The organism is Kitasatospora sp. NPDC017646 (assembly GCF_044329365.1).
Lineage (GTDB): Bacteria > Actinomycetota > Actinomycetes > Streptomycetales > Streptomycetaceae > Kitasatospora.
Window position 1 is genome coordinate 1 of sequence record NZ_JBIRJC010000063.1, and the last position, 11988, is coordinate 11988.

The window sequence follows — 11988 nt, forward strand, 5'->3', positions numbered from 1 at the left end:
TGGTGTGGCCTCGGCTGCGCCTCGGCAGGTTGGCGGGTGGTTGGGGGAATTCGCCGGTGGCGAATTCGCGGGCGCGGCACGCGCCGTTGTGGCGGGCGCCGGGCGTCGCTGCGCTCCGCCTTTCGGTGGTATTTTCCCGGTCCTACGGCCCGTCAACCGGTCGGCTTTCCCTCCTGGTTCGGCTAGTGTTTTTCACGGCCCTACGGGCCGGTTTGCTGGCAGCCTTTCCGGGGCTGCGCCTGAGGGTTCGCGTTGACGATGTGGCGCGAAATTCTGGTAGTGGCCCCTTGCCCGATCGAGCGGGGTGCCGGCCCCGGGCCTGCGGCCCCGGCCTTGACGATGTGTCGCGGACTTCCGGTATCAGTCACAACCCCACCCCCGGGGCCCCTCCCCGGTCCCGGCCGATGGCCGGTCCCGCCATGCGGCTGCTGAGTGTCGGCCCATCCGCCGCCCTCAGAGCGGGGCCTGCGGCCCCCGGGAGGCACCTCGGGGCTCCCTGTCCGGCTCCGGGCCTCCACCGCCCCGTGGTGGGCCCTCACGACTAACCCGAACGGCGGCCCCTGACGGGCCCTCAACCGCACAATCCGAACAATTCTTCGAAACGCTTCCAGCGACACCCTCTGGGGCGTTTCAAGGGAGATTCAAACAGCCCAATTTCACCCGCCCGCGATCGGACGCAAGACACCAATATAAACCTCTCGATAGGCGTCCCCGACAGCTTCATTCAGCGGCATCACTTGACGCAAATGAGAAATGCATTTAGCTGGTTTTACCCAGCGGAACGAAACGGCTTCCGAGAAATGGAGATACGGATTTCTTGGAAGGGGCCTAAGGCCCTTACAATTGGCACTTCACCCGCCATTCCAGACCATCCAGGAAAATACCATCAGGTACGGGCCTAAGCAATCACCGGGGCGACAAGACCGGATCCAGGCCGCCGGGCCACTGCTGAACGAAGGCCGGGACGGCGGGCAGAGCGCAGTGGCAGGACGCGGTCAGCGGAGCGGACATCAGCAGGTGCCACACGGCCCCGTGTTACCCCAGCCGAGCACCTTCGCAGCCTGAGCAACTGGCGTGGCTCTGTCGCCCCAGCCGGGATCGCTCAGTCTCGCCAGTGGCGGCTGTCCCGGGTGCTGTCGCGTCACGGCCATACACAGGGAGTCGGCCCTGTTTGCCCACGTCACAGCACACGACAGCAGGCCACGCGACAGCACGACGCGACAGGCCACGCGACAGCACCAGGACCACTTCCAGCGCGGCCTGACGGCCAACCGGCGACGCCTGGGAGGCCAGCACGTGGCACGGGCCGTCAGCACCGCGGCGGGCGGCCAGCCTCGCGACACAGGCCGGGCGCAGCAGGCCGGCCACGGTCGGGCGGGGCTCCGCCACGAACTGGGGCGCAGCACGCCGTTCTGGGCCCGGGAGCGTGGCCCCCATGGCCGCTCCCGGAACTTTACCGGTGCATTTTTAATCCTGAAATCAGAGCATTGTCGCAAGGATTCAATAGAACAGCTGTGAATTTCTCGGCGGAATTACCTCCGAGGCTGGGTGCGCGGCTCTGGCCCGGATGGCCTTGCCTGGCAAACACATAGAGTCACCGATCTGCTTGGGCGGTCGGGGCTTCGCTCGGGCTGGTAGCGCAACGCGCTGGTCTAGACAAATCTATAAAGGTGGCATGTTTGTCCTGTTTTTCAGCGGTTCTTGCTGTATCTGCGGGAAGCAGGTCACATCTCCTTCTGGCGCGCACATCGGCGGGCGGCCCGGCTGAGAGCGTCTACGACCGGCCGCGAGCGGACGGGCATGCCCGCAGAGCCGGCAGGGCGGCCTCCGGGCCGGGAAAGGGCGGTGCCCCTTCTCCCGTCCGTCCCCGGGGCCGGGCGGCGTTCCGGCGCACTCGGCGGCCCCGGCTACTTGCCCTTAAGGATCTGGTCGACCCGGCTGACCGACAGGCCGCCGAGTGCCTCGCCGACCTCTCTCAGGGTGCGGCCGGTGCGCAATTCTTCCACCGCTTCGCGGCGGACCTGCTTGGCGGTTCGGACGGCTTCGGGCATGAGGTCTTCCAGAAACGCGCGTGCGGCCCTCTCCCGCTCAATGGGGTCCTTGGGCTGGCGGAGCGCGGCGAGCGCGGCGTCGAGGTGGGAGCGCAGTTCGTCGTTCATAGGGCGAGGTTACGGCTGGTCAGAGCCTTTTTCAAGGGGGGACTTGAAATCTTCTAGGCCCCCCTATAAACTGGTGTCATCAACCGAGAGGGAGAGGAGGGAAAAATGGACCGGGAGACCATCGCCTTCGCCGCGACGATCATCGGTGCTGTGGCTAGCAGCATCGGCGCCGTCGCGACGATCTGGGGCGCGTGGCACGCCCGCGAGAGCAACAAGCGTCGCGGGAAGCACCGCCACTAACGGCAAACCCGGAGGGGGCTATGGCTAGTAGCCCCCTCCGGGGAACCCCAGTCTCCCACAGCACGGCCAAGGTGAGAACGCGGTCCGCCGCCCACGGGGCGAGATCGCGGTCCAGTCCGAACCGATTTCAAGGGGGGACTTGAAATCTTCTAGGCCCCCCTATAAACTGGTGTCATCAACCGAGAGGGAGAGGAGGGAAAAATGGACCGGGAGACCATCGCCTTCGCCGCGACGATCATCGGTGCTGTGGCTAGCAGCATCGGCGCCGTCGCGACGATCTGGGGCGCGTGGCACGCCCGCGAGAGCAACAAGCGTCGCGGGAAGCACCGCCACTAACGGCAAACCCGGAGGGGGCTATGGCTAGTAGCCCCCTCCGGGGAACCCCAGTCTCCCGCGGACAGACCCGACACGACCCGGACACGAGAGGAGAGCAGTGAACAACACCCTTATCCGGTGGGGCGGCACGATCGCCGTCCTCGGCGGCGGCCTCGCCATCGCCGGCGCCTCGGTGCTCGACCACGTCGCGGCCGGCTGGTGGGTCCTGTGGGGAGCGTGCGCGCTCGCCACGGCCGCCGGCCACGCCGCCCGCCACCACACCAACCGCCAGCCCTAACCCGCCGGCACCCGCCGGGCCGGCGCGACCCCACAGCACGCCGACCCGGCACGCACCACCAGCTCCGCCACAACAGCCCCGCCGATGGCGGGGCTGTTCGCGTTTCGACAGACGGCCGCGAGCAGGGCGTCACGGGAATGTCGGCTACTGCGCCCAAACGCTGGACGCGGTGGCTCCAGGCCCGCCCTGCCGCCACTCGAACCCGGGCACCTCCGGAAAGGAGCCCGGCGCAGCCGCCTCACTGGCCCGCCAGGCGCTGCTGGCCACGTGGCGTCGGCGTACACCTGCAGTTGACACGTGGCCCGCCCCGTCCTCCTGTCCTCCTCCTGGTCCGCCGATGCCCCGGGATCACCCCGCCGTGCGGGGGAGAACCCAGCCGGACGAAATGCTGCCGAGGTCCTGCGCCAGGGCGAGGCGCAGCAGGGTGAGGGCGTCGTCGGGATTGGCGGACAGCAGCGGTTCGTTGTCGGCGGCATCGGAGACGGGGTGTCCGTCGATGAGGACGATCCAGAAGCGGCTGTCGTCGTCGTAGGGCTCGGTCCAGCCGGCCAGGCGGCCGCGCTGTTCGATGGCCTGGACGCCGGGGGTGGTCGGCCAGGTGAGGTGGACCAGGCCGTCGCCCAGGGCGTAGGAGCGCGTCGGCGTGCCCAGGTCCTGGTCGGTGGGGGCGCTGTGGCCGGTGGCCGTTCCCAGAGTCAGTGTCGGCACCCGGGGGGCGAGCTGGCTCTCGTTGTAGGAGCGCTGGAGCGCGTCCAGGGCCGCGCCGGTGTCGCGGTGGGTGCGGGCTCGACCGCGGTTGTCGGTGATGGCGGTGGTGGTGCCGTCGTCGTGGCACTCGGCGGCGATGTGCCCGCCCGGGCCCCACGGGCCGTGCGGCAGCGGTGCGGTCCAGCCGATCGGCCGGCCCCAGTGCAGCAGCCGGTACACGTCCTTGGCCTGCGGGTCGTTCCAGGAGGCGACCATCCAGCCCTCGCCGAACGTCGGGGCCAGGTCGTCCAGGCGATCCGCCGCTCCGAAGCGCGTCTCCGGGTCGGTGAGCGCCTGATGGCGCAACGCCTCGAAGGCCTCCGCCTGCTGGTCGGTCGGCGGAGTCGGGGCGGGCACGGGCGCGGCAGCCAGGTTTTCGGCCCGGGTCGAATCGACCGGCGCAGCGGGGGCGGGAACGGCGGCACCTGTTTCGGCCCGAGCCGTTTCTGTGAGCTGGATGTCGGGCTTAGCCACGGACGGATTTTTGGCCCGGGCCGTTTCTGCGGGCTGGACGGCGGGGGCGGGGTCGGCCGTCTTTTCAGCCCGGGCCGTATCCTCCCGCCGAACGTCGGGCTTAGCCACGAACGGACTTTCGGCCCGGGCCGTTTCGGAGCGCACCTGCGGAGAGACGCGTGTCATGACTCCGGCGGTCGTCGCCTCCTCGTCAGCCCGGAGCGGCGCCCGCTCGCGCTCGTACAGGTCCGGCCGGTGCGCCTCGTCCCGTACGGCTTCCGCCGCCTCCCTGGCGCTGATGCCCAGCGACACGTGCTGGCGACAGAACTCCTCGTAGGCGGCGTGCGCGGCCACAGGATCGGCGTCCACAGCCGCCAGATAGGCCTGGACGGTGTCGGCGACCAGGGCCGCGTGCCCAAGCAACACCGCCCGGGCACCGTGCGCGGCGGGCACCGGCTGCCAGGGGGCCACCTCCGGGCCCGGTGCCGCGCCAGCCGTCGTGGCGGCGGCCTTGGCGCGGGCCACCTTCGACTTGCACGACCGGGAACAGTAGAGGGCGGGCCGGCCGCGGCCTCCGACAGGCACCGGTTTGCCGCAGTCCGGCCGGCCGCACACCGGCGCCATGGCCGGCGCACCGTCTGGCACCTCGAACAGCACGTCAGAGGCCGCATTACGGCCCGGGTCGTTATTCACGGTCGAAATCGTAGCCCTGACGTCCCACCAGGCCCAGCCGATATAACGGCCCGGGCCAAAACGGTGACGTCGCCCAGCACCTTCTCCCCCATCCACATTTCGGCCCGAGCCGCATTCAGCACCCGGCACTGACCGGGAACTTACGGCCCGGGCCGTTTCCGACCGCCGCACCCCAGGCCGGGCCGCGCCACTGTGACTTCGCTCGATGGATTGCGAATGCGGGATCTAGTGCAGCCGCCTACGTAGGCACGCTTACGACTCGTCCTCGGTGGGACGGGTTCCTTCGACGGCAGACCGCAGCCGCTGGTAGATGCCATCGACGCGGCCGATGAGTCGCTCGACCTCTTCCCTGTCCCAGACAGGGTAGATGCCTGCCGCCTTGGCGTGGCTGCGCGCGTCGGCGACCGCCCTCGTCACCTCGGTTGCCCCCTGTTCGCAGTCGTTGAGGATTTTTCGGATGTAAGCCTTCTTCGTCTCGGCCTGCTCCCTGTCGCCAGCGGAGCGCGCCTTGACCAGCTCGAACTGCAACTGGCTGACAGCCCGGGGATCAGGGGAAGCCATTGGGGACGGGGTGTGCTGCGGCGGACTCAGTCGTTTCCCGCTGCCCTGAGGGAAGGCGCGGTCAAACCAGGCCCGGTCGGCGACCTCGACCGAGAGGTCGGCTTCGCCGCTTCCGAAGACGCGCCGGGGCTTACGTCCCTCGTCCATCGCTGTCGCCAGCTCGCGCAGCAGTTTGACGGTCCGCAGCCTTGACCGGGGGTTGTTCAGGGAAGCCAGCACGTCGCTGATGCTGCGGCGGGCGCGCTGCTGGAGCTCGCCGTCATCGCCACGGCTAGCCTGCGCACCCATAGAGCCCCGGTCGGGGTCGGCGAGCTTGAAGGCGGCCAGCCACTGGGGTGCGATGTAGCGCACCAGCTCGTCGAACGCGCCATCGTCGCTGTGCGCTGCGGCGAGTAGCTGGTGGACGCCCCGGCCGCTGAGCACCACGCCGGAGCGCGCCGCGTTGACCGTGACGGTGCCGTCGTCCACGCGGGGGTTCCATGCCTCGGGCCAGCTCATCGAGCACAGCGCGGAGTACGCGCGCAGCCGTTCCACCACTGCGTGCTTATCGATGACCGCGCCCTCGCCCATCGCCTGGCGCAGCAGCAGGCGCCGGCGGTGGTCGTCCGCGTTCGGGAAGAATTGGGTCAGAAGCAGCCGACTACGCAGAGCACGCTGCTCGCTCACACTGGTGTCTGGGTCGACATGGGGCAGCCGCGTCACGGGCTCGTCACCGACGAGTACCAAGAACAGTTGCTCGTCGATCACGCCGGCAGTGCGGTAGTCCTCGAGGAGCCGGCGACCGACGGCTCGGTCCTGGTTAATCGTGGGGAAGGGCAGTTCGGCGTGCAGGTGGTCACGGCGGTTGAGTGCCTGAACTGTCTGATACAGCAGCTCAGGAAGGGTGCAGCCGACGGCGAGATGGGTGTCGACGGCGGCGACTCGCAGTGCGTGGTACTCCTCGCCACCTGGGGCGTCGTGGCTCAACGCTATCTTCTGTCGGGCGACCCACTCCCGCAGCGCGGTGGTCACGTCGGGAGCCGTGAGCAGGGCGACCTGGTCGCAGTTCAAGATCTCGTGACGGCCCTTGGTGCGGTTGTTCCCCCTCACCGCCGGCCATCCCCAGAAGTCGCCGTCAGGTGTGCGGTAGACCTGGGCCACCAGCAAGCACGGCTGCTCTTGCCCATTGACCCTGATGTCGGCTGGCAGGTTGTACCCGCGTTGGCCCTCGTCCCGGCCTAGGAGGCGAGCGGAGCGGTTGACCACCGCGCCGACTTGCTCCGTGCTGTCCAACTCCACACTGAGGGCGGCCGTAGCCTCACCGCCGGGGCCGCGCCACGAGCCGACTGGTGGCAACCTCCAGGATGAGGCCGCCGGGGCGGGATCTGCCGGGCTGGACCACTCGTCGTTGTGCCGCTCGTTGCGCTCCCACGTATTGCCCGCGCACCCGAACAGCTTGACGTTCAAGGTGAGCAGCGAACCGTTGGCCAGCCGAGTCAGCCGTGCGGCGCGGATCACCTCCACGCCTTGGCTGTCTTCCTCCACTACGGAGTCGACCGGCTCAGCGAGGTATGCGAATGCGACAGCGAGGGCCTCGCGGGGGGCATTGACGCCAGGGGTGGCTTGCGCGGCAGCGACCAGGCGCTGAACGACGTCCGGAGGGAGGGGGTCGGGGTAGTGCGGGGAAAGCTCAACGGTCACGTTCTGCCCTTGCCTGAGATACGCGGTGTGAAGGTTAACTCGCACGTTAGCGCCACCGTGAGCCAAGTGAACGACTCTGCACGAATTGCCCCCGCGTTTGCCCGGCACGTGCTACAGCGCTCGATGGAGGCAACAGAGAAGGGGGAACACACATCCCGCAAGATCGTGTTATGAGCGCTTAGCTGGGGATGGAACAGATGCCTGCCCAGTGGAGCTGTGCTGGAACACTTTTTCTCGCATTGGAACTTTCCAGCATCCTCCGACACACGGTGCCATCACCGCCGAACAACTCCTCGCAAACTAACCCGCGAAACAGCGCGCAAATTACAAGTCGAAAACCTGAGCCCGAAGACGACAGGCGCGCTCGCACACCTCGACGAGGCCGTCGACGAAGACCGGCGCCGACGCGAACCGGACCGCCGGTCCCTGCACCTTCGGGACGTCACCTGCCATGCCGGCCGCACCGCCTCCACCCTGGCGGCCTGGCGCGGGCCGATGGCCGCTATCAGCGACTGGACCCTCCGTACCCAAACCGCCGATCCGAAGCCCATCGTTCACAGCGGCAGTGCTCTGCGGAACATCACGGCGTAGCGGGGGTATTGAGCAGAGCCCGCCTCACAGGCCCGTACGCCGGCCGCAGGAGGAGGCTGTCGTTGCCTAGTTTGAACATGTGGAAGGGCCACTTCTCCCCACGCTCGGCGTAAGAGGGGAAGTCGACCAGCTTTCCGTCGGAGCGCCGTCTCGGGTCCTTGACGCGTTCGATCAAGCCGAGGCGGTGAAGCATCAGGTGGGACTCGTAGACGTCTCGGGACAGGTGGTATTCGGAGGTTCGCGCCTCCTGGGAAAAGAAGACGCCTGGCCTTCTCAGGAAGCGTCGCTCCAGGTGGCGGAAGGCGAGGTAGAACCTGATCTCGGCGGGGGTCAGCAGGTAGATCCAGCCCTGTGTCACGAACCCCGTAGGGATCCTGATGGCGTCTTCGAAGGGGTCAGGGGTGTGGTAGTAGGCCGTCTCCTTGCGCTTCCTGCCGGACTCGTCCAGCGCCATCACAGCCTGGGGCGGCGTGCCGACGTTCCTTTGGATCAGTCCCTCGTCGGCCAGGCGCTTCAGGGCGGAGCGGACTTGGCGCTCGCGGTTGGCCCGAGAGGAGATGGGGACTTTGATGCCAGCGTTCTCCCTCGCCTTCGAGAACGTGAGGCTGGTCCAGGAGAGGGCATCCTCGTGGCTGCTGAGGGGGAGCGGGCTGGGCCCCGCGAAGCCGCGGCGCTTTCGACACTGGGCTTCGAAGAGGATCAGCAGGTACAGCTGGAGGTTGACGCCCCGGGGGGCGGCGATTCGGACGACGGGGGGTGTACCTGTCTCGTCGAACCCTGTGAAGAAGAAGCTGCTCCGGATCGTGAACGTGTTCAGTCGACCTGTTGAGGATGCCTCCGCATGCAGCTGAGCGCAGAGGGCCGTCGTGCGTCTCCACAGCGGCTCCATCTCCTCAAGGTCCGCCAGGCGCGCCGCTCGCCGCTCTGCGCTCCTCGGCATCACAGCCCCCTCTTTCAACCCTTTGGCCGCATGTTCGCATGTCGTTGACCAGCAGAATCAGCTTAAGAGTTAAAGACTCTATGCGGGCCAAAGGGTTCTCGGCCTCGACCCATCAGGCTCTGACCCTTTGGCCGCATGCCCGCACCTCTGTGACCAGCAAAAATGGTTAAGGGGTTAAGGACTCTATGCGGGCCAAAGGGTTCTCCTGAGCGCCTTTCGCTGCTGTCCTCCGATACAGAAATCTATCGGTGCCGGGGTGTTCCCGGTGCCGGCCGAGGCAAGGCCGGCGACATCGATCGAGGGGAAGCGGTCCAGTGGCCAAGAACAACAAGAAGAACAACCGTCCGGGACGGACTCCTGTGGGCCCTGCCGGCCGTCGGCCGAGCCCCAGTCGTTCGGCGGCGCGGCGGCCGGGCCGCAGCGACACGATCACTGTCTTTTCCAGTGTGGTCCAGCTCCTGCGGCTGCTCTGGGACATCAGTCAGAAGATCCAGTGACCGGCGGCTGGCCCCTCGGCGTCCCGGGCCGCTGAGCCGCAGCTCGCCGCCCATCTGAAGCGCCGCCAGGCCTCGGTACCCGCACTCGATCGGGCAGCGCACCGTCCAGCTGCCGACCCGCGTGGTCGACTGCATCGCCGAGCTGATCCGCGACGAGACCGAGGCTCTGGAACACGTCCCGGCAGGCCGCAGCGCAGACGGCTCCGCAGCGGACCCGGACGCCTGGCACTGACGCCAGGCCGCCGAAACTCGGCTCTCGCCCCCCGGGCGGGCCCGCGTTGTGCTCGGAGAAACGCCTGTGCTGCGGCGGACTCGTGGGCGAAGATCACTGCACGCGCCCGGAGTGCAGGGCGCGGTGCAACGGGAAGGGGGAGGGGTGAACGTGATGATGGCGCTGCCCGGGCCGCTGGATGGCCTGTCGGGCGGCGCGCTTGCGGGCGGAGGAGGGCTGCTGCTGGCGGCCCTGTTCGTGCTGGCGGTGCTCGCCAACCAGAACAAGGGCCCCCAGGGGCAGAAGGAGTTCAACGAGGCCGTCGAGCGGTTCTTCGGCTCGATCGGGCGCGGCGTCGGCCGGTACGTCTCCGGCCGGGACCTGGTCGGCGAGCCGCGCAGTCAGGCGGGATGGTGGCGGGCTGGCCCGCCCGCGCCGGATGACAAGCGGACCGAGACGCCCGTCGAGCGGCTCGGTCTGCCGGCGGAGGCCGCGGTCTCGCTCGCGAAGCCGCGGCAGCGGGGCCGGGTGGCGAGGGTTCTTCTCGCGGTGACGGCGCCGTTGCGGCTTTTCGGGCGTACGGTGGCGGGCCTGTGGCGAGTGCTGCGGATCTGGCACCGGTGGCCGCGTGCCGCCCGCTCAGTTGTCCGGCTGGCCCCGCTGGTGGCCGCGTGGGGCTGGTGGCGGTTCCCGGAGGGGACGCGGCTCGTCCTGATCGCCGCCGCGGCCGGGGTGCTGCTCGCGGCGCTCACGAGTCCGGCCGGCCTCGGCTGGTGGCGGTTCACCCCCGTGTGGACAGATGGACAAATTTACGGGCCCGCCCTGTGGGTGGTGATGCGCCAGGCGCTCAAGATGGAGGACGACGAACCCGACCGGCGCTGGCTCGCCCTTCCCGACGATATGACCGCGGACGGCGCCCGGATCGTCCTGAGAATTCCGATTAAATGGCCGGGGACTCCGGAGGCACGGGCGTTCATCGAGCGGGCCGTCGAGGAGCGGGCGCCCGGGGATTGGGTGGCCGAATGGAACCGGACGAGCCGTGAGCACTACGTCGTCTGGACGCCGAAACCGAAGCCTAAGGACAAGGCCAAGCTTCCGGACTACGTGCCGTGGCGGTCGACCGGAGACCCCCGAAGGGTCTTCATCGGTCTCGCGATCGAGAACAACGAGATCGTCGATGTCGTCATCGAGACGAAGAGCGCCACCCCGCACTGGGGCGTGGGCGGGGATACCGGTTCGGGGAAATCCACCGTCCTTTACATTCCCGTCGTTCACGGCCGTCAGAGCGGCGAGCTCATCGATATCCTCGATACGAAGAGGAATTCGCTGATCGAGGCCGAGGGGCATTCTGGGGTTCGGGTTCACAAGACCACCCAGGCCTGTATCACGGCATTCGCCGAATTCCTGGTCAGCATGATGGCGGCGGAAGCGGCGATGGAACGCGGGGCGGATCCCGCGCTGCGGGCCCAGCTCGTCCCCAGGACCCTGGTGGTCGACGAGCTACCCACTCTGATCAAATTGGCATACACGTGGTGGAGGTACGGGCTCAAGGGAAAGGGCGTGCCCCCGTTCCTGGACTGGCTCGGAATTATTCTTCTGCAGGGCCGGTCGAGCGAGCACCGTGTCGTCGTGGGCACGCAGCAGTTCGCGAACTCGTATTTCGGCGGGACCATGGAGCGTGCCCAGATCGGGACGCGGATCGCGGTCGGCCAGCAGGACAGGGTTTCCTGGGGTGTCGCTTTCGGGCAGAGCACCCCGGTCATCGGGTACGACGCCGGTGTGAAGGGCCGCGGCGCGTTCTCCGACAAAAGGAAGCACCCCGAGGAGGACCATCTTTACGTCCGGGAGATCCAGCCCTGCTACATCACTCCCGACGTTTCCCGGTATCTCGCCCAGTGCGCACCGGCACCCGCCTGGTTCGATGCCGGGGAAATGGCACCGTGGATCACGCAGGAGGTCCTGGACGCCGTCAACCAGGTCGCCGCGACCACGGAGTTCCTGCCGGGCGGCAAGTACGGGCCGGGGGCTGTCGCGCCGGGCACGGCCAGGGGGATCGAGGCGGGTCCACCCAGGTCACAGCACACGACACCGGGGGACGCGACAGGCGCCGCGACAGCGGGCGCGACAGCGGCCGGCACTCCGGCGCTGGCCGCCGGCGACGTCCTGCCGGAGACGTACTCCCTCGCCGAGGCGTATGAGCGGGAAATCCTGCCGTGGAAGGCCTCGACCGCCAGGACGTATTTTAAGCGGGGCGTCGAGCGGGGCATCCCCGCGCCGGAGGGCGTCAGCGACGGCAGCACCTCGTACTACGCCGAGGAAGAACTCCGAGGTTGGCTCGCCCAATGGGAGCGGTGGCAGAAGGAAAACAATGTCAAGAACTCCCGTAAACCGGCTGGCAGCGGGCCCGGGAGCGACGTAGCCGCAGGTTGAGGAAGGCTCGGCAGGGCGCAGGCTGAAATGACTGTGCCCTGCCTCCATGGTGGTGTCGGGACGGGAATATGCGTCATCATGCCCGGAGGCGGATACCGGTCTGGTCCCGGCCGGGATGCCCGGTAATCGCCGTCGCGGCTCAGCAGGAAGCGGCCGGTGATCCGGGACGATGT

At 68.2% G+C, this 11988-nt stretch carries 9 protein-coding genes; 5 read left to right on the plus strand and 4 right to left on the minus strand.

The window, feature by feature from the left end; all coding sequences use genetic code 11:
- Positions 1-1907: 1907 nt before the first annotated feature.
- Positions 1908-2159 (minus strand): hypothetical protein, encoded by a 252-nt coding sequence (locus ACH4J0_RS39790; protein WP_396246080.1) that lies wholly within the window; start codon positions 2157-2159, stop codon positions 1908-1910.
- Positions 2160-2264: 105 nt separating this feature from the next.
- Here ACH4J0_RS39790 and ACH4J0_RS39795 point away from each other — a divergent pair, with 105 nt between their 5' ends.
- The 3 genes from ACH4J0_RS39795 (at position 2265) to ACH4J0_RS39805 (ending at position 3012) form a co-directional block, all read left to right on the plus strand.
- A complete protein-coding gene (locus ACH4J0_RS39795) occupies positions 2265-2399 on the plus strand; it encodes a hypothetical protein (RefSeq protein WP_396246081.1) in 135 nt (44 codons plus the stop codon).
- Between the two features lie 201 nt (positions 2400-2600).
- Complete coding sequence (locus ACH4J0_RS39800; RefSeq protein ID WP_396246081.1) at positions 2601-2735, plus strand: hypothetical protein; 135 nt, start codon at positions 2601-2603, stop codon at positions 2733-2735.
- Between the two features lie 97 nt (positions 2736-2832).
- A complete protein-coding gene (locus ACH4J0_RS39805) occupies positions 2833-3012 on the plus strand; it encodes a hypothetical protein (protein WP_396246082.1) in 180 nt (59 codons plus the stop codon).
- Between the two features lie 348 nt (positions 3013-3360).
- Here the strand turns inward: ACH4J0_RS39805 and ACH4J0_RS39810 are convergent, their stop codons facing one another.
- The 3 genes from ACH4J0_RS39810 to ACH4J0_RS39820 all read right to left on the minus strand — a co-directional run bounded on the left by ACH4J0_RS39810 (position 3361) and on the right by ACH4J0_RS39820 (position 8677).
- On the minus strand, positions 3361-4737 hold the full coding sequence (locus ACH4J0_RS39810) for a hypothetical protein (RefSeq protein ID WP_396246083.1): 1377 nt from the start codon (positions 4735-4737) through the stop codon (positions 3361-3363).
- A gap of 420 nt (positions 4738-5157) precedes the next feature.
- Positions 5158-7146 (minus strand): hypothetical protein, encoded by a 1989-nt coding sequence (locus ACH4J0_RS39815; RefSeq protein ID WP_396246084.1) that lies wholly within the window; start codon positions 7144-7146, stop codon positions 5158-5160.
- A 580-nt stretch (positions 7147-7726) separates the two neighbouring features.
- Positions 7727-8677, minus strand: coding sequence for a hypothetical protein (locus ACH4J0_RS39820; protein ID WP_396246085.1), 951 nt, complete (start codon positions 8675-8677; stop codon positions 7727-7729).
- A gap of 314 nt (positions 8678-8991) precedes the next feature.
- Here ACH4J0_RS39820 and ACH4J0_RS39825 point away from each other — a divergent pair, with 314 nt between their 5' ends.
- Positions 8992-9174 (plus strand): hypothetical protein, encoded by a 183-nt coding sequence (locus ACH4J0_RS39825; protein WP_396246086.1) that lies wholly within the window; start codon positions 8992-8994, stop codon positions 9172-9174.
- Positions 9175-9550: 376 nt separating this feature from the next.
- A complete protein-coding gene (locus ACH4J0_RS39830) occupies positions 9551-11815 on the plus strand; it encodes a type IV secretory system conjugative DNA transfer family protein (protein ID WP_396246087.1) in 2265 nt (754 codons plus the stop codon).
- The last annotated feature ends 173 nt before the right edge of the window (positions 11816-11988 follow it).